The organism is Pseudomonas sp. NBRC 111132 (genome assembly GCF_001320565.1).
Taxonomy (GTDB): domain Bacteria; phylum Pseudomonadota; class Gammaproteobacteria; order Pseudomonadales; family Pseudomonadaceae; genus Aquipseudomonas; species Aquipseudomonas putida_P.
Genome location: NZ_BCBI01000028.1, coordinates 61,402 through 79,083 on the forward strand (window position 1 = coordinate 61,402; position 17,682 = coordinate 79,083).

Sequence of the window (17,682 nt, forward strand, 5' to 3'; positions counted from 1 at the left end):
GTTGTGCCGTTTGTGCCGGCCCTTTCGCGGGTGAATCCGCTCCCACAGGTACGGTGGTGCTCTGAAGGCTTGTGGTATCCCTGTGGGAGCGGGTTTACCCGCGAAGAGGCCAGCACAGATAACCCAGAAATCCGCCAATGCACAGCTTGTATAGGCAACCGCTGAATCGATGGTTTAGAGTGCTGTTCTGCGTCGTTCACAGGACCGTGTCATGACAGATAAGAGCCAACAATTCGCCAGCGACAACTATTCCGGTATCTGCCCCGAAGCCTGGGCAGCGATGGAGAAGGCCAACCACGGCCACGACCGCGCCTATGGCGACGATCAGTGGACCGAGCGCGCCTCGGAATACTTCCGCAACCTGTTCGAAACCGACTGCGAGGTGTTCTTCGCCTTCAACGGAACTGCCGCCAACTCCCTGGCCCTGGCCTCGCTGTGCCAGAGCTACCACAGCGTGATCTGCTCCGAGACCGCCCACGTCGAAACCGATGAATGCGGCGCGCCGGAGTTCTTCTCCAACGGCTCCAAACTGCTGACGGCGGCCAGCGTCAACGGCAAGCTGACGCCGCAGTCGATCCGCGAAGTGGCGCTCAAGCGCCAAGACATCCACTACCCCAAGCCCCGCGTGGTGACCATTACCCAGGCCACTGAAGTGGGCACGGTGTACCGCCCCGACGAGCTGAAGGCGATCAGCGCCACCTGCAAGGAGCTGGGCCTGAACCTGCACATGGACGGCGCGCGCTTTACCAATGCCTGCGCGTTCCTGGGCTGCAGCCCGGCCGAGCTGACCTGGAAGGCCGGCGTCGATGTGCTGTGCTTTGGCGGCACCAAGAACGGCATGGCGGTGGGTGAGGCGATCCTGTTCTTCAACCGCCAGCTGGCCGAAGACTTCGACTACCGCTGCAAGCAAGCCGGGCAACTGGCGTCGAAAATGCGCTTTTTGTCGGCCCCCTGGGTGGGCCTGCTGGAAGATGGCGCCTGGTTGCGCCATGGCAACCACGCCAACCATTGCGCGCAGCTGCTGGCCTCGCTGGTGAGTGACTTGCCAGCGGTGGAGCTGATGTTCCCGGTGGAGGCCAACGGGGTGTTCCTGCAGATGCCGGAGCATGCGATCGAAGCGCTGCGGGGCAAGGGGTGGCGGTTCTATACCTTCATTGGTAGCGGCGGGGCGCGCTTCATGTGTTCGTGGGATACCGAGGAAGCGCGCGTGCGCGAGCTTGCGGCGGATATCCGTAGCATCATTACCGCCTGAAAGCATGCTGGGAGGGCTTTGCCCTCCAAGGGCCGCAAAGCGGCCCCAGCAATCTAAAGCCTGAACCCACCCATCTGCCGCGCCAGATCATCAGCCAACCCACGCAACGCCTGGCACTCCTCGCGACACCCTTGCACCTCCGCCGCCGTTTCCCGCGCCAGGTCGGAAATCCCCTGCACCGTCCGGTTGATTTCCTCGGTCACTGCCGACTGCTCTTCCGTCGCCGTGGCCACCTGATGGTTCATATCACTGATGTGCTCCACCTGGTCGGTAATCGCGCCCAGCGACGCCCCGGTGCGCTGGCTCGACTCCACACCACTGCCAGTCGCCTGCTGCCCCGCCTGCATCGAACTCACCGCCGACCCCGCGCCCTGCTTCAGGCGCTGGATCATCTGCTGCACTTCGTCGGTGGACAGCTGTGTGCGCCGGGCCAGCGTGCGCACCTCATCGGCCACCACGGCAAAACCGCGCCCCATTTCCCCTGCCCGCGCAGCCTCGATAGCCGCGTTAAGTGCCAGCAAATTGGTCTGCTCGGAAATACTACGGATAACCGCTAGAACTTCATCGATCGAGGCGACTTCGTCGGCCAACTGAGTGACTGCATCGGCAGCCTTGCCGATGTCGCCCGACATGCCCTCGATACCCCGAATCGAGCGTTGCACCACCTCGCGCGCCTGCAACGCCTCGTCCCGCGCCGACTGCGAGGCTTGCGCCGCATCGCCGGCATTGCGGGCGATGTCCTGCACGGTCAGGCCCATCTCGTGCACGGCAGTAGCGACCATTTCGGTCATCTCTTGCTGCCGCCCCGAGCGCTCGGCCGTGTTGTCCACCACCTGAGTTACCTGCTCTACGGCCCGGTGCAGCCGCTCGGAGGTGCTCAACACCTCACCGATAAGGCTGCGCTGGCTGTCGAGAAAGCGGTTGAACCCCCGGGCCAGATCGCCCAACTCATCCTGGCGCGAATCATCCAGGCGGTGGCTGAGGTCTCCTGCGCCGCTGCCAATCTGCACCAACGCGCCGGTGACGCGGCGGATCGGCCGTACCAGGCCACGCGCCAACAGCACCACCAGCAGCAGTGACAGCAGGGCCACGGCGCCACCGATCAGGCTGGTCAACCAGACGGCCTGATGCATTTGTGCATAGATTTCCGACTCTGGCACTTCGGCCACCAGGGTCCAGTTAAGGTCGCGCAGTGGCAAACCAAGCGCCAGGTAGCTTTCGCCGTCACGGCTGAAGCGGCGGCTGCGCAGCCCCTCGCCTCCGGTCATGACACCCTTGGCTGCGTCCGCCCCAAGCTGCTCGGTGAGCTGGCGTTTACCACTGAAGGCTGCGTCTGGATGCACCTGGATCAGGCCATCGTTGCGCACCAGAAACACTTTGCCGTGTTCGCCGAAACTGAAATCGTGGATCAGCTTCGACAGCTCGGTCATGCGCAGGCCCATGCCGGCCACGCCGACCAGCTGGCCATTTTTTTCCACGCGGTAATCGATGAACAGCGCCAGCTCGCCGGTGGCACCATCGATGTCGATGTTGATCAACCGCTCGGCGCCGCTATCGATGTAGCCGTAGAACCACTTGTCCTTGGGGTTGCTGCGGCTGAGGGTGCGGTCCAGGCCGTTCTCGTTGTAGTAGTGGCCGGTTTCAGTCGCCGCGAACAGGGCAGTGAAGGCCTGGTTGCGCTGCTTGGCGGCGGTCAGGTATTCGGTGAATTGCGCTGCCTGGGCGGGCTCTTCACCAGCCGCCAGCCAGTCACGCAGCAAGGTGTTGCCGGCGATGTCTGCCGCTGCCACCAAAGGCTGGCCGAGCATGCGTTCGATGTCGTTGCGGATGGCTTCGATACTGGCTGGCAAGGCAGTGTCGACCAGGTAGCGCTCGGTGAGGCGGTTGAGCGCCACGGTGAAGATGACGACCACGACCAGGATGCTCGCCAGCAAGGCGGCGCCCATGCTGGTGATCAATTGCCACTGGATGCTCTTACGCCAGATACGCATGCCCTACTCCCCGCACATTATTGTTTTGCGGAAAGTGTATACACTTGCGTATCCAGTTAATCCAGTGACCTGGAACAATGAGTTGGGCCTTTGGGGCTGCTGTGCAGCCCATCGCGACACACGGCCGCTCCTACAGGGAAACGTATAACTGTTGTAGGAGCGGCCTTGTGTCGCGAAAGGGGCGCGAAGCGCCCCCAGCTATCGATCAGGACTCTGCAATGGTCCGCACGATGGCGTCCACCGTGGCGTCGATCTGCGCCTGGGTACGCGCTAGGGTCTGCTGATGCTCTTTCTGCAGCTCAACCTGCTTGGAGCACAGGTTGAGGGCAGCCAGCACCAACAGCTTGTCGCCGATCAGGGTCGGGTACTGACGCTTGGTTTCGTTCAGGGCAGTGTTGAGCATCCGTACCGCCTGGGCCAGGGTTTCTTCCTGACCTTCGGGCGCCTTGATCGAATAGTCGATGCCGAGAATCGACACCACATTGATCGGCTGCTCTTGCAGTCTCATGCGCCGACAACGCCCGCGCTGGCGCGCTCGACCAGGGCCTGGATGCGCGCTGCGGTAGCGCCGTTCTTCTCTTCCTGCTCCATCAGCGACAGCTGCAGGGTTTCGTTCTCTTCCTTGGCCTGGGCCAGTTCCTGGCCGAGGGCGGTGTTCTGCTCGGTGAGTTGAGCGTTTTTCTGCATCAGGTCGCTGACCAGTTGCTCGATTTGATTCAGGGAAGCTTCCAGCATGGGTCTATCTCAGGTTGTTGCGAGGGGCGCACACGATAAAGAAAAGTGCCGCCCATCGCCATTAAATATCGGATTCATAAGGTGTCGAACCCGCAGATTGACAGGGTAACCGCCCCCTTGTTCCGACCTGAGTCAACCGCCGGTCAGGAAAAGGTTAGCTACCTCACAATTTTTGCCGGTCGCACTCAAGACTGGCCGGTCACGACCGATAGCCCGGCAAGTCATGTTTTGTCGCACTTTCCCCCTTGCCTGGATCCTCCTCTCCATGTCCCTACGCAACATGAATATCGCCCCGCGCGCGCTGCTCGGCTTCGCGCTTATCGGCCTGCTGATGCTCGGCCTTGGTATCTTCTCCCTGGTGCAGATGGGCAACATCCGCCAGGCTGGCGTTGCCATCGAGCAAGTCAGTGTGCCCAGCATCAAGATCCTCGACGAACTCACCGCGCTGAACCTGCGCATGCGCACGCTTTCCTACCGCCTGCTGCTCAACCGCGAACCGGAAACCCAACGCGATACCCTCAACCTGCTGGACCAGCGCAACAGCCAGATCGACCGCGCGCGCCAGGCTTACCTGCCGATGATCGGTGCCGCCGACGAACAGGCCGCGTTCGACCAGTACGGCCTGTTGCTCAACCAATACCGCCAGTTGGAAGCGCGCATGCGCACACTGAGCCAGGCCGACCGCCTGGACGAATTGCGCGACCTGCTCAACCGCGATTTGCTGGCCAACTCAGAGCAGATCAACAAGGTCATGGACACCCTGGTACGCATCAACACCGACCAGACCCGCGCCACCAATGACAAGGCCGCCAGCCAGTACGCCGCTGCTTTCGCCCTGGTGATCGGCCTGCTGGTTGCCGCCACCGTCCTGACGTTCGCCTGCGCCTTCCTGCTGACCCGCAGCATCGTCAAACCGATCGAAGATGCGCTCAAAAGCGCCGAACAGGTCGCCGACGGTGACCTGACCCACATCATCCGTGCCGAAGGCACCGACGAAGCCGCTCGCCTGCTGCGCGCCATGGCCCGCATGCAGGACAAGTTGCGCGACACCCTGCAACAGATCGCTGGCTCCGCCACCCAGCTGGCCTCGGCGGCCGAAGAGCTGAACGCCGTCACCGACGAAAGCGCCCGCGGCCTGCAACAGCAGAACAACGAGATTGAACAGGCCGCCACGGCCGTGACCGAAATGACCAGCGCTGTGGAGGAAGTAGCGCGCAATGCCGTGAGCACTTCGGAAGCCTCCAGTGAAGCCAGCCGCTCCACCGGCGACGGCCGTGACCTGGTGATGGAGACCGTGGGCGCCATCGAGCGCATGAGCGGCGATGTGCAGGCCACTGCCAAATTGATCACTCACCTGGCCGAGCAGTCGCGCGACATTGGCAAGGTCCTCGACGTGATCCGTGGCCTGGCCGACCAAACCAACCTGCTGGCGCTGAACGCCGCCATCGAGGCCGCACGTGCTGGCGAAGCGGGCCGTGGTTTTGCCGTTGTGGCGGATGAAGTTCGGGCATTGGCCCACCGCACCCAGCAGTCGACCAGCGAAATCGAGCGGATGATCGGCAGTATTCAAGGGGGCACGGAGGAAGCTGTGGAGTCGATGCGCACCAGCACCGAGCGTGCCGAATCCACCCTGAACATCGCCCGTGGCGCGGGCATGGCACTGGACACCATTGCCGGCGCGGTGGCGCAGATCAACGAGCGTAACCTGGTGATTGCCAGCGCGGCGGAGGAACAGGCGCAGGTGGCGCGGGAAGTGGACCGCAACCTGGTGAACATCAACGACCTGTCGGTGCAGAGTGCCACCGGGGCGCATCAGACCAGTGCGGCGAGTGCTGAATTGTCGCGCCTGGCCGTGGACCTGAATGGGTTGGTGGCACGGTTCCGTACCTGACCTGAAGTACCTGGGGGCGCTTTGCGGCCCCAGGTACTATCGGGTCAGTAATCGATCCGCACATCCCCTTTCGGCACACTGCAGCACGACAGGATGTAGCCCTCGGCTTCGTCCTCCTCGGTAATGCCGCCGTTGTGCTCCATTTCCACTTCGCCGCCCAGCTTGAGCACCTTGCAAGTGCCGCAAATGCCCATGCCGCAGGCTTTCGGGATCATCAGGCCAACCTTGGCCGCCGCCGCATGCACGGTCTCGCCTGGGGCAATGCGAATGCTCTTCTCGCTGCCGATGAACTCCACCAGGTTAAGGTCGGACACATCCAGCTCCGGCGCTTCGGCTGCCTGCTCGGCATGCTCGACCGCATCGGCCTTGGCCTCGGCCGGCGTGGCACCGAACGATTCCTCGTGGTAGTTCTTCATGTCGAAGCCGACCGCTTCGAGCATGCGCTTTACCGCCGTCATGTAAGGCGTCGGGCCGCAGCAGAACACCACGCGTTCCATGTAGTCCGGTGCAATCAGTTCCATCAGCCGCTGGTTCAGGTAACCGCGATAACCCGCCCATGGCTCGCCCAGGCCGTGCTTCTCGCAAATGATGTGCAGGCTGAAGTTGGGGATGCGCGAGGCCATCTGTTCCAGCTCGCGGTGGTAGATGATGTCCTTGGGTGAGCGGGCGCTGTGCACGAACACCATGTCGACATTGGCGTTGGTGTCGTAGAACCAGCGCGCCATCGACATGACCGGAGTAATGCCCACACCGCCGGACAGGTACAGCGCCTTGCCCGCCGGGAAGTCGATGGCATTGAACAACCCCACCGGGCCATGCACCGGCAGCTCGGCGCCTTCGTGCATGGTGTCGTGCAGGAAGTTGGACACCAGGCCGCCCGGCACACGCTTGACGGTGATCGAGAAGCTGTAGGGCACCGACGGCGAACTGGAAATGGTGTAGGAACGCATCACCGGTTTGCCTTCGATCTCCAGCTCCAGGGTAACGAACTGCCCCGGCTTGAAGAAGAACATGATCGGCTGGTCGGCCATGAAGCAGAAGGTGCGCACGTCCCAGGTCTCCTGGATGACCTTGACGCAGCGCACGATGTGGCGGCCGTTGGCCCAGGTCTGGGTAGTGACCGGATTGAGGAAGGTATCGGACATGTTCATCTCCAGCAGCCGACTATTGGGCTTTTTATGGCTTGGATAATGCGCAAGCTGAGGGCGACGTACATTCCTGCCAGCGACATCGGCGTGCTTATCGCGACCAGCCCCGCGCTACAAGGGCTGGCGCGTCGTAATTCAAATCGGCCATGTCGCCCATGGATACGGTTCGCGGCGCCTTCGGACGCACACTCCACGGCAAAACAACTAGCTGTTTTTCGATAGACAGCCTTGCGGCACCACAACAACGATTAGCCACCTTTTGCCGGCCGCACACGGCCCCGAGGAATACACGATGGACGTCACCGCAACCCTGAGCCTGGGCGATCCACTGGAACCTGCACGCAAGGCCACCGCCGAGATGCTGCAGACCCGCGAGCGCACCTACTCGCTGCCCCAGCCTTTCTACACCGACGAGCGTCTGTTCCAGATCGACATGCAGGAGATCTTCCAGAAAGAATGGCTGATCGCCGGCATGACTTGCGAAATTCCGGCAAAAGGCAACTACATCACGCTGCAGATCGGCAACAACCCGATTCTGGTGGTGCGTGGCGCCGAGGGTAAGGTGCACGCCTTCCATAACGTCTGCCGGCACCGCGGTTCGCGCTTGTGCGTCAGCGACAAAGGCAAAGTGGCCAAGTTGGTCTGCCATTACCACCAGTGGACATATGAACTGGACGGCCGCCTGCTGTTCGCGGGCACCGAGATGGGCGCCGACTTCGACATGAAGCAGTACGGTCTGAAGCCTGTGAACGTGAAGGTCGCTGGTGGCTACATCTTCATCAGCCTGGCGGAAAACCCACCCGCCATCGACGAGTTCCTGGCCACCCTGGAACACTACATGGAACCGTACGACATGGAGAACACCAAGGTGGCGGTGCAAACCACCTTGATGGAAAAGGCCAACTGGAAGCTGGTGCTGGAAAACAACCGCGAGTGCTACCACTGCAGCGGCTCGCACCCGGAGCTGCTGCAAACCCTGCTGGAGTGGGACGACACCAACGACCCGCGCGCCAGCCAGGAATTCAAGGACCACGTGGCCGCCTCCGCCGCCGCCTGGGAAGCCGAAAAGATCCCGTACCTGCACAAGAGCCACGGCCTGCGTAACCGTATCGTACGCATGCCTCTGCTCAAGGGCACCGTGTCGATGACCATGGACGGCAAGCAGGCCTGCCAGAAGCTGATGGGCCGCATCAAGAACCCGGACCTGGGCTCGATGCGTATCCTGCACCTGCCGCACTCCTGGAACCACTGCATGGGCGACCACATGATCGTGTTCACCGTGTGGCCGATCAGCGCCCAGGAGACCATGGTCACCACCAAATGGCTGGTGCACAAGGACGCCGTGGAAGGTGTGGACTACGACCCTGAGCGCATGCGCAAGGTGTGGGACGCCACCAACGACCAGGACCGCCGCCTGGCCGAAGAGAACCAGCGCGGGATCAACTCCACGGCTTACCAGCCAGGGCCGTACTCGAAAACCTACGAGTTTGGCGTGGTGAACTTCATCGACTGGTACAGCGGGCGGATGCTGAACAACCTGGGGGCGGAGCCGGCGGCGTATCTGAAAGAAGTGCAGGCACAGTAAAGTGCGCCAACCAAGCCTGTGTATAAGTCACAGGCTTGGCCTTTCTCTCTACGCTTGCCGGATATTCGCGCCATTCTCCGTTGTATGAGTGGCAATTGAAGCACTCACGGTTGAGCCCGTCCTCGTTAATTCATTCTCGACCATAAAAACCGCCTGTACCGACACCCTTTTCGGGCTGTTCAGAGGGGTTGTCTTGTTCTTTTTCTTCTCGACTCGCCCTTTGAAAATTGTTCTGAGATTCGATCTGGAGTTATTCTTGATGTTCTGCCAGAGCGCCGATCGGTTGTCCCAAAGTGCCTTAGCTATGCGGGTAACCCCACCCGCAAGCAGCAGTCCGGTTCCAGTTGCAGAAACATAAGGGGCTACGGCGACCCCAGCAAAACCGAGCCCAGCCCCCGCGACAGTAGTGGTGGACCCCATCAATGCTAGGCGGGTGGCATTGACCGCAAGCGCCCCTTTAGGTGGAGGGCCAAAGATGAGCGCCGTAGGTGAGACAACATGTAGCGTCGTCGTCAGTAGGCGTTGCAAGAGTGATATCGGTACTTTGCCACTGGGATCAATACGGTTCACCGGATCAGCCTCACAATACATGTACGCATTGAGCCCGCCCTCACCGAACGGGCTCAATCCATCCGGACCATGGAAGCGCATGATCGCCGGATTGAACTGTCGATACCCATTCCCCAGGTGGTAATAGCCCGCCAAGGGATCTCTGTATTCACCGCAGAAGGCACTCATCGGCCCACCTTGGATGTTTACCAGGCCATAAGCCGTATAGGCCCGTCGCACATCAGTCGAATCATTCATGACAGAACGCAGGCTATCGGTCGCCAGCAGGTGCACCAAGTACATACGCGCCACTCCCAAGTCATTGCATTAACGCTAATCGCCTGGAGAGCAATTGGAAACTGGCAAAAATAACAGGTGGACGACATTGGTTATCCACAGAAGTGATCGCTGCGTCTGTGCAAAAAGGCTGAGCCATCAAGAATGCCGATCCGTGCTGTACTGGTTGTTTTTTAACCAACTTTCTAAAGGCCTCATGTTTAAAGGCTCCCAGCCCTCTGCAAACACATTGTCCACAGAGGCACCAACAGAGTTTGTGAGCAACCGACACATTCTCTGCAATTCGGGTGTGGATAAGCGATTCAAAGCCCTCAAAATCAACACGATAGCCTCTTCTTGAATGATTTGGTTACTTTTTAATCGATCCAGTCACCGCCTTTATCTGCGGAGCTTCCAGCCGCTACCGAACAGATTATCCACAGACCCGCTAACAGCGATTGTGGGCAAAATCTGGCGGAAACCAGAACGGCAGCATCCACCACGCCGGTTGAAAGCTGATCATTTTATGATCTAAACCCTGCAAGTACCGTCACGTAAGGCCCCCAGCCATGCGCCAACACTTTATCCACACATTGGCGAACAGATTCCGTGGGCAAAAAGGAAGATAACGCTGCCAGTTTCCCGAATTCCAGAAATGTGATGGGTAATGCCCACTACTTTGGCATTCTTCAGGAGTGACTTATGCACAGCCGCCAGAGGGGGAGCGGGTGAGCGAGGCACTGGGCTATTGGCCATGAGGGCTTGAAACGTGTAGGAGCGGCCTTGTGTCGCGATGGGCCGCAACGCGGCCCCAAAATCTCGAAACGGGTTCAAGATCGCTGGGGCTGCTGCGCAGCCCATCGCGACACAAGGCCGCTCCTACACGGGGACCGCTTAAGGTTTCAGCGCAGAACGCCCTCTTCCACCAGCAGCTTGAGGATGGCCTCGGCGCCTTCCTGTGGCGAAACATCCTTCAGCACCTTGCCGCCGCCACCACTGGCCTTGGCAGTTGCCGCCTTCATCCGGTCCGCACCGCTCTTGGCCTTGATCACCTTCAGCCGCTTGGGCCGCGGGCGCGCCGGTTGCAGCTCGGCCTCAGCCAGCAGTTCATCGTCAACGATGGCCACATTACGCGCCGCCAATACACCCCGACGCGCCGGCCCGAAGGCACTCTGGCGAGGCTTGGGCGCAGCGTTATCCACAGTCGCCAGCAACGGCAGGCGCACTTTCAGCCGGCGCCGCTGGCCACGCGGCAGCGCCTGCAATACCTGGGCGGTGCCATTGTCGATCGACTCCACCTCGGCCAGCCCCACGATCAACGGCCAGCCGAGCTTTTCGGCCAGCAGAAACGGCAACATGCCCGATCCTTCACCCGTTTCGGCTTGGCTACCTGTCAGCACCAGCTGTGCCCCGGCATCGCGCAGGTAATCCCCCAGCACGCCGAGCACATCGGCACCAGCCGGCTGCTCCAGCACATCCAGATGGTCCAGGCCCATGCCCAGGTAGGCGCGCAGCGCCTCTTCCTGTGGGTCGCCGGCATGCACCACCTGCAAGTTATCCCCAGCCAGTTGCAAACCCAGTTCCACGGCGCGGGCATCCTGCTCGGCGCGGCGGGCGCGGCCAGAGCTTGGGTGGGCACCGATGGAAACCAGGCTGATCACTTTCGTACTCATGCTCGTGCCCTTATGCCGCGTCGCGCTGGCCGCCGCTGCGGAAGTTGTCCACAGCCTCGATCAGTGCCTTGAGAATCGCCGAACTGTCGCCAATTACCGACAGGTCGGCCCGTTTGATCATGTCGCAGCCCGGGTCCATGTTGATCGCCACCACCTTGTCGCAGGCACCGATACCCTGCAGGTGCTGGATCGCGCCCGAGATACCCACAGCCACGTACACGCGCGCGGTGACCCAGGTACCGGTAGCACCCACCTGGCGGTTGCGCGGCATGAACCCGTCGTCCACCGCCACCCGCGAAGCGCCTTCGGTAGCACCGAGGGCAGCGGTGGCCTGGTGGTACAGGTCCCAGTCCTTGACCCCGTTACCACCCGAGACAATGAACTCGGCCTCGGCCATGGCAATGGTGGCCGGGTCCACGGCCACCGAGCCGAGGTCTTCGATACGCGACAGGCTGCGCGCCACGCTTGTGGACAACTCCACCGGCAAGGCTTCGTGGCGGGTTTCGCTGACGGGCTCGGCGCACTCGGCCGACGCCAGGATCAGGCGCGGCACAGTGCGTTGCAGGTCTTGCTGGCCGGCACCGGCGCGGCCAATGCATTGACCATCCTTGACCTGCCACACCCGCGTCGCCGGGCGTTCACCCAGCGCGGCGCCCAGGCGCCGACCCAGTTCGCCGCCACCGGTGCGGCTGTCGGGCAATAGCCAGTGGCGCGGGGTAAACTGGTTATCCACAGCCCGCAGGCCTTGTACCAGTTGCTCCGGTGCATAACCTTCGAAAGCCTCGCCCTCGATGACCAGCAGGCGGTCGACCCCGGCTGTGGAAAAGTTGCTTTCCTTGTGCTCGTTGAAAACCACCGCCAGCACCGCACCGTCGCTGCCGGCCAGGCTGTGGGCCAGGCCAAGCAGGTCGCGGTCGTGGCTGCTCAGGCGGCCACCGACCATGTCCGGTACCACGGCGATGTAGAACGCCGGTGCCGGTACCTGATGCAGTGGCAGCGTGACCTCGGCGGCCGCCGTGCGACGCCCGCCCACACCGGTGCCCTGCTGGGCGCCGCTGCGGTCGATACGCTTGATGCCGGCAGGGCCAATGAAGCCTGCGGCGATCGCATGGGGGTTCTTGCGGAGGATGCCGTTGGGCCCCATCCAGCGAGTTTGCTGTGTCTGCATTGCCGCATGCAGCGGGTGCAGGCGGTTACGGGCGATCCACTCGGCGCGTGGGTCGCGGCGGATAATGTCGCTCATCAGTGCACCTCCGCAGGTTCACGTTTAGCCGTTTGCGGCTTTGGGCCAGTGGGCGCGTCCTCTTCGATCAGCACGTCGGCCACCAGCTCGGCCAGGTCCTTGATCTGCGGGCGCGGCTCGACCACACCTTCGAGCATGGCGGTGCACTGCGGGCAACCCACGGCCACCAACTCGGCCTCGGTCTCGCGGATGTCGTCCATGCGCATGTCCGGGATACGCTGCTTGCCAGGGATGTCGGTGATCGGCGCACCGCCACCACCACCGCAGCAACGGGAGCGGAAGCCCGAGCGCTGCATCTCGCGCACTTCGATACCCAACGCCTTGAGCACTTCGCGCGGGGCTTCGTACTCGCCGTTGTAGCGGCCCAGGTAGCACGGGTCGTGGTAGGTGACGCTGCCGCCCTTGTGCTGGCCGAGGTTGAGCTTCTTGGCCGCGATCAGTTCGGCGATGTAGGTGCTGTGGTGCTGCACCTGGTAGTCGCCGCCCAGGGCGCCGTATTCGTTCTTCAGCACATGGAAACTGTGTGGGTCGCAGGTGACGATGCGCTGGAACTTGTACTTGCCCAGGGTCTGGATGTTGCGCTTGGCCAGTTGCTGGAAGGTCGCTTCGTCGCCCAGGCGGCGCGCCACGTCACCGCTGTCGCGCTCTTCCAGGCCAAGCACGGCGAAGTCCACGCCCGAAGCCTTGAGCACTTTGACGAACGAGCGCAGGGTGCGCTGGTTGCGCATGTCGAAGGCACCATCGCCCACCCAGAACAGGACTTCGGTGGATTGCACCTCCGACAGCAGTTGCAGGTTCAGGTCAGCGGCCCAGTTCATGCGCCCGCCAGGGGCGAAGCCGCCAGGGTTGTCGGTGGCGATCAGGTTGTCCAGCACCTCGGCACCCTTGTTCGGGGTGGCGCCCTTTTCCAGGGTGAGGTGGCGGCGCATGTCGACGATGGCATCGACGTGCTCGATCATCATCGGGCATTCCTCGACGCAGGCACGGCAGGTGGTGCACGACCACAGCGTTTCGGCGTCGACCAGGCCATTGACGATCGGCTGGTGCGGATTGCCGCCGTGTTCACCAATCGGCTTGCCAGGGTACGGGCTGCCGGCGAACTGGGCGTCAGTACCCCCGGCCAGGCCGATGACCATGTCCTGGATGAGTTTTTTCGGGTTCAGCGGCTGGCCAGCGGCAAAGGCCGGGCACATGGCCTCACATTTACCGCACTGCACGCAGGCATCGAAGCCCAGCAGCTGGTTCCAGGTGAAGTCCACCGGCTTTTCAACGCCCAGCGGAGCATTCGGGTCTTCCAGGTCCAGTGGCTTGAGGCCGGTAGAACGGCCGCCGCCAAAACGCTCGGCACGGCGGTGCCAGGCCAGGTGCAGGGCACCGGCGAAGGCGTGCTTCATCGGACCGCCCCAGGTCATGCCGAAGAACAGCTCCGACACGCCCCACAGTACGCCCAGGCCAAGCACGACGACCATCACCCAGCCGCCGGTATTGGCCGGCAGGATGCCAGCGACCGGCAGTGTGGCGATGAAGAAGCTCGCGGCAAACGCCAGCAGGCTTTTCGGCAGGCGCATCCACGGGCCCTTGGACAGGCGCGAAGGCGGGTTGAGGCGGCGTTTGAAGACAAAGATGGCACCGCTGAACATGATCACCGTGGCCACCAGCAATGCGTAGCCGAGGATTTTGCTCTGCAGGCCGAAGCCGTGCACCAGGATCGCCAGGGCCGCCGACAGCACGAAGCCGCCCGCCGTGGCCACGTGGGTCTTGGACATGTACTTGTCGCGCTCGACCACGTGGTGCAGGTCCACCAGGTAACGGCGCGGCATGGCCAGCAGGCCGCCGATCAGGTCGACCTTGGCGGCTCGGCCACGCCGCCACATGCGCACCCGGCGCAGGGCGCCGAGCACTGCCAGGCCAAGGGCAGCGAACAGCAGGATGGGTAGAAGGGTGTTCAACATGGGAGGCTCCCACAACAGCTAGATTCTTGCGCCACCCCGAAGGCCAGCGCGGACCCCATGTAGGAGCGGCCTTGTGTCGCGAAAGGGCTGCGTAGCGGCCCCAAAATCTATGCTGCTATGGCGATCTTGGGGCCGCTACGCGACCCTTTCGCAACACAAGGCCGCTCCTACACAGGGGGCCAGTCCCGCCTCTAGAAAGGCGGTGCGATCAGAAGTCCTTGCACAGGCGCAAGGCGTCGTAGATCGCCGCATGCACGTTGCGCTGGGCCACGCAGTCGCCAATGCGATACAGCAGGTAACCTTCGCCCGGCTGGCTGAGGATCGGCTGTGGCTTGATGGCAAACAGCGCCTCCACATCGATCTGGCCCTTGTTGCGTGAGCCATCCTTCAGCGCGTAGTACAGCTCCTCATCAGGCCGCACGCCGTTCTCCACCACCACCTGATCGACCACGCGTTCTTCCTTGGCGCCGGTGTATTCGTTCTCCAGCACCGCCACCAGCTTGTCGCCTTCGCGGTAGACCTTTTCCAGCATCATGTCGCCGGTCATGATCACTTCTTTGGGGTACATGCTGCGGTAGTAGGTCGGGAAAGTGGTGCCGCCCATGGCCACGCCCGGCTTGATGTCGTCGGTGACGATCTCGACCTGGCTGCCCTTGTCGGCGATGAAATCGGCCACCGACATGCCGGTGAACTCGCAGATGGTGTCGTACACCAGCACGTTCTTGCCCGGTGCAACCTTGCCGTCGAGCACATCCCAGCTGCTGACCACCAAGCCTTCGGCAGCGCCCCAGTGCTCGTTCTGCTCCAGGAACGAATGCCCGCCTACCGCCAGTACGATGACGTCCGGGCGCAGGTCCTGGATGGTGGCCACATCAGCGGCGGTACCCAGGCGCAGGTCCACTTTCAGGCGCGCCAGCTCCAGCTGGTACCAGCGGGTGATACCGGCAATCTGGTCACGCTGCGGGGCCTTGGCGGCGATGGTGATCTGCCCGCCAATCTGGTCTTTTTTCTCGAACAGGGTCACGTCGTGGCCGCGCTCGGCAGCCACCCGGGCCGCTTCCATGCCGGCAGGGCCGGCGCCAACCACCACCACCTTGCGTTTGACGCCGGTGGTTTTCTCGATGATGTGCGGCACGCCCATGTATTCACGGGAGGTCGCGGCGTTCTGGATGCACAGCACATCCAGGCCCTGGTACTGGCGGTCGATGCAGTAGTTGGCACCGACGCACTGTTTGATCTGGTCGATCTGGCCCATCTTGATCTTGGCGATCAGGTGCGGGTCGGCCATGTGCGCACGGGTCATGCCGACCATGTCCACATAGCCGCCTTCGAGGATGCGCGTGGCCTGGTTCGGGTCCTTGATGTTCTGCGCATGCAGCACCGGGACCTTGACCACTTCCTTGATACCGGCCGCCAGGTGCAGGAACGGCTCCGGCGGGTAGCTCATGTTGGGGATGACGTTGGCCAGGGTGTTGTGGGTGTCGCAACCCGAGCCAACCACACCGATGAAGTCGAGCATGCCGGTGCTGTCGTAGTACGCGGCGATCTGCTTCATGTCCTCGTGGCTGAGGCCGTCAGGGTGGAACTCGTCGCCACAAATACGCATGCCCACGCAGAAGTCGTCACCGACCTCGGCGCGCACGGCTTTCAGTACTTCCAGGCCGAACTTCATGCGGCCTTCGAAGGTGCCGCCCCATTCGTCGGTACGTTTGTTGACCCGCGGGCTCCAGAACTGGTCGATCATGTGCTGGTGCACCGCCGACAGTTCCACACCGTCCAGGCCGCCCTCTTTGGCACGACGCGCAGCCTGCGCGTAGTTGCCGATCACCCGCCAGATCTCTTCCACTTCGATGGTTTTGCAGGTGGCGCGGTGCACGGGTTCACGGATACCCGACGGCGACATCAGGGTCGGCCAGTTGAAGCCGTCCCAGCGCGAGCGACGGCCCATGTGGGTAATCTGGATCATGATCTTGGCGCCATGCTTGTGCATGGCGTCGGCCAGGTTCTGGAAGTGCGGGATGATGCGGTCGGTCGACAGGTTGACCGACGCCCACCATTCCTGCGGGCTGTCGATGGCGACGACGGACGAACCGCCGCAGATCGCCAGGCCGATGCCGCCCTTGGCCTTTTCTTCGTAGTACTTCACGTAGCGGTCGGTCGTCATGCCGCCGTCAGTGGCGTAGACCTCGGCGTGCGCGGTGCTGAGCACACGGTTGCGGATGGTCAGCTTGCCGATCTGAATCGGCTGGAACATTGCTTCGAATGCCATGACGCTATCTCCGGCTTACAACGGCTTTGTTACGAACAGGCCATCTTCGTGGCCTTCTTCCGACCCGCCGTAGACCTGTTCGGCCACGGTGCGGATCTTGCTGCCGCGGGCAGCGAGAATCTGGTCCATCGCGCCGGCGAACCAGCCGGTGAACATGTAGTCGACCTTGCGGCCACACTTGCCATACACGTACACGAACGCCGAATGCTTGAGCTTGACGCTGCAGGTGCCTTTATCCAGGTCGATGTCCTGGATTTCGAACAGGCCCCAGCCACGCTGGCTCAAGCGCTTCATGTAGTGCTCGAACACCGCTACGCCTTCCAGGCCATGGCATTCGGCCTCTTTTTCGCACCAGTGCCAGGCGGACTTGTAGCCAGCCTTGTAGAGGATCTCGGCGTAGGCGTCAGCGCCCAGCACTTCCTCGATGCCGATGTGGTTGTTGACGAAGAAATGGCGCGGCACATACAGCATCGGCAAGGCGTCGCTGGTCCAGACACCGGTTTCGCTGTCGACTTCGATTGGCAACTGCGGGGCGATCTTGGCCATGGAAACTCAACTCCATAAAAATTTTTATTTGGGTGCCCCGGCGTTGCTGGCAGGGGCTATCAGGCTTGGAGAGCGGCTTACTCGCCCCAGACGTCCTTGAGGACGTTGACCCAGTTCTCGCCCATGATCTTGCGCACCACGCGCTCGGAGTGGCCGCGCTTGAGCAAGGTTTCGGTGAGGTTGGGGAATTCGCCCACGGTACGGATGCCCAGCGGGTTGATGATCTTGCCGAAGTTGGTCAGGCGTCGGGCGTAGCCCTTGTCGTGGGTCAGGTACTCGAAGAAGTCCTGGCCGTGGCCCTGGGTGAAGTCGGTACCGATACCGATGGCGTCTTCACCGACGATGTTCATGGTGTACTCGATGGCTTCGGCGTAGTCGTCGATGGTCGAATCGATGCCTTTGGCCAGGAACGGCGCGAACATGGTCACGCCAACGAAGCCGCCGTGGTCGGCAATGAACTTCAGCTCTTCGTCCGACTTGTTGCGCGGATGCTCTTTCAGGCCCGAGGGCAGGCAGTGCGAGTAGCACACCGGCTTTTTCGATTCGAGGATGACTTCTTCGGACGTCTTGGA

The 17,682-nt window shown here is 62.2% G+C and carries 14 protein-coding genes and 1 pseudogene; 4 read left to right on the plus strand and 11 right to left on the minus strand.

Translation table 11 applies throughout. The features are described 5' to 3' along the window. Positions 1–211: 211 nt before the first annotated feature. The gene (locus APH35_RS15060) at positions 212–1,252 is read left to right on the plus strand and encodes a threonine aldolase family protein (protein ID WP_012270118.1); all 1,041 of its coding nucleotides are present in this window, start codon (positions 212–214) and stop codon (positions 1,250–1,252) included. 53 nt (positions 1,253–1,305) lie between these two features. On the opposite strand, the gene mcpH is transcribed toward APH35_RS15060, so the two are convergent. From mcpH to APH35_RS15075, 3 genes are all read right to left on the minus strand, one after another. After that, the gene (mcpH, locus tag APH35_RS29840) at positions 1,306–3,243 is read right to left on the minus strand and encodes a methyl-accepting chemotaxis protein McpH (protein WP_012270117.1); all 1,938 of its coding nucleotides are present in this window, start codon (positions 3,241–3,243) and stop codon (positions 1,306–1,308) included. A 205-nt stretch (positions 3,244–3,448) separates the two neighbouring features. Next, the gene (locus APH35_RS15070) at positions 3,449–3,751 is read right to left on the minus strand and encodes a cell division protein ZapA (protein ID WP_012270116.1); all 303 of its coding nucleotides are present in this window, start codon (positions 3,749–3,751) and stop codon (positions 3,449–3,451) included. Continuing rightward, positions 3,748–3,978 carry a hypothetical protein gene (locus APH35_RS15075; protein WP_012270115.1) on the minus strand — a complete coding sequence of 77 codons (231 nt, stop codon included), beginning with the start codon at positions 3,976–3,978 and terminating at the stop codon, positions 3,748–3,750. Before APH35_RS15075 ends, APH35_RS15070 begins: the two co-directional genes overlap by 4 nt. A 280-nt stretch (positions 3,979–4,258) precedes the next feature. On the opposite strand from APH35_RS15075, the pseudogene APH35_RS29845 reads away from it, so the two are divergent. Together APH35_RS29845 and APH35_RS29850 are read left to right on the plus strand one after the other, a co-directional pair. Next, positions 4,259–5,014 (plus strand): annotated as a pseudogene (locus tag APH35_RS29845) (MCP four helix bundle domain-containing protein); the annotation flags it as partial. Then, positions 5,006–5,869, plus strand: coding sequence for a methyl-accepting chemotaxis protein (locus APH35_RS29850; RefSeq protein WP_406669825.1), 864 nt, complete (start codon positions 5,006–5,008; stop codon positions 5,867–5,869). The pseudogene APH35_RS29845 and the gene APH35_RS29850, both read left to right, overlap by 9 nt. Positions 5,870–5,913: 44 nt before the next feature. Here APH35_RS29850 and gbcB read toward each other — a convergent pair whose 3' ends face one another. Beyond that, positions 5,914–7,014: a glycine-betaine demethylase subunit GbcB gene (gene gbcB / locus APH35_RS15085; RefSeq protein ID WP_012270113.1), complete on the minus strand. Its 1,101-nt coding sequence runs from the start codon at positions 7,012–7,014 to the stop codon at positions 5,914–5,916. A gap of 295 nt (positions 7,015–7,309) precedes the next feature. On the opposite strand from gbcB, the gene gbcA reads away from it, so the two are divergent. Continuing rightward, positions 7,310–8,602: a glycine-betaine demethylase subunit GbcA gene (gbcA, locus tag APH35_RS15090; RefSeq protein ID WP_012270112.1), complete on the plus strand. Its 1,293-nt coding sequence runs from the start codon at positions 7,310–7,312 to the stop codon at positions 8,600–8,602. Between the two features lie 48 nt (positions 8,603–8,650). On the opposite strand, the gene APH35_RS15095 is transcribed toward gbcA, so the two are convergent. From APH35_RS15095 to APH35_RS15125, 7 genes are all read right to left on the minus strand, one after another. After that, entirely contained in the window at positions 8,651–9,454 is an 804-nt protein-coding gene (locus tag APH35_RS15095; protein ID WP_060515053.1) for an RHS repeat-associated core domain-containing protein, read from the minus strand. A gap of 875 nt (positions 9,455–10,329) precedes the next feature. Continuing rightward, complete coding sequence (etfB, locus tag APH35_RS15100; RefSeq protein WP_012270110.1) at positions 10,330–11,100, minus strand: electron transfer flavoprotein subunit beta; 771 nt, start codon at positions 11,098–11,100, stop codon at positions 10,330–10,332. 10 nt (positions 11,101–11,110) lie between these two features. Beyond that, on the minus strand, positions 11,111–12,343 hold the full coding sequence (etfA, locus tag APH35_RS15105) for an electron transfer flavoprotein subunit alpha (protein ID WP_060515054.1): 1,233 nt from the start codon (positions 12,341–12,343) through the stop codon (positions 11,111–11,113). Next, the gene (gene dgcB / locus APH35_RS15110) at positions 12,343–14,295 is read right to left on the minus strand and encodes a dimethylglycine demethylation protein DgcB (protein ID WP_012270108.1); all 1,953 of its coding nucleotides are present in this window, start codon (positions 14,293–14,295) and stop codon (positions 12,343–12,345) included. Before dgcB ends, etfA begins: the two co-directional genes overlap by 1 nt. A gap of 208 nt (positions 14,296–14,503) precedes the next feature. Further along, complete coding sequence (gene dgcA, locus APH35_RS15115; RefSeq protein WP_012270107.1) at positions 14,504–16,564, minus strand: dimethylglycine demethylation protein DgcA; 2,061 nt, start codon at positions 16,562–16,564, stop codon at positions 14,504–14,506. Between the two features lie 15 nt (positions 16,565–16,579). Beyond that, on the minus strand, positions 16,580–17,110 hold the full coding sequence (locus APH35_RS15120) for a DUF5943 domain-containing protein (protein ID WP_008091518.1): 531 nt from the start codon (positions 17,108–17,110) through the stop codon (positions 16,580–16,582). A 77-nt stretch (positions 17,111–17,187) separates the two neighbouring features. Further along, positions 17,188–17,682, minus strand: a 495-nt coding sequence (locus tag APH35_RS15125; protein WP_177335377.1) for a membrane dipeptidase, incomplete at its 5' end; no start/stop codon positions are given.

Bases quoted from the DNA above. Each gene is read 5' to 3' on its own strand.
- APH35_RS15060 (WP_012270118.1), top strand. From the start codon at position 212: ATGACAGATAAGAGCCAACAATTCGCCAGCGACAACTATTCCGGTATC.
- mcpH (WP_012270117.1), bottom strand. From the start codon at position 3,243: ATGCGTATCTGGCGTAAGAGCATCCAGTGGCAATTGATCACCAGCATG.
- APH35_RS15070 (WP_012270116.1), bottom strand. From the start codon at position 3,751: ATGAGACTGCAAGAGCAGCCGATCAATGTGGTGTCGATTCTCGGCATC.
- APH35_RS15075 (WP_012270115.1), bottom strand. From the start codon at position 3,978: ATGCTGGAAGCTTCCCTGAATCAAATCGAGCAACTGGTCAGCGACCTG.
- APH35_RS29850 (WP_406669825.1), top strand. From the start codon at position 5,006: ATGCAGGACAAGTTGCGCGACACCCTGCAACAGATCGCTGGCTCCGCC.
- gbcB (WP_012270113.1), bottom strand. From the start codon at position 7,014: ATGTCCGATACCTTCCTCAATCCGGTCACTACCCAGACCTGGGCCAAC.
- gbcA (WP_012270112.1), top strand. From the start codon at position 7,310: ATGGACGTCACCGCAACCCTGAGCCTGGGCGATCCACTGGAACCTGCA.
- APH35_RS15095 (WP_060515053.1), bottom strand. From the start codon at position 9,454: ATGTACTTGGTGCACCTGCTGGCGACCGATAGCCTGCGTTCTGTCATG.
- etfB (WP_012270110.1), bottom strand. From the start codon at position 11,100: ATGAGTACGAAAGTGATCAGCCTGGTTTCCATCGGTGCCCACCCAAGC.
- etfA (WP_060515054.1), bottom strand. From the start codon at position 12,343: ATGAGCGACATTATCCGCCGCGACCCACGCGCCGAGTGGATCGCCCGT.
- dgcB (WP_012270108.1), bottom strand. From the start codon at position 14,295: ATGTTGAACACCCTTCTACCCATCCTGCTGTTCGCTGCCCTTGGCCTG.
- dgcA (WP_012270107.1), bottom strand. From the start codon at position 16,564: ATGGCATTCGAAGCAATGTTCCAGCCGATTCAGATCGGCAAGCTGACC.
- APH35_RS15120 (WP_008091518.1), bottom strand. From the start codon at position 17,110: ATGGCCAAGATCGCCCCGCAGTTGCCAATCGAAGTCGACAGCGAAACC.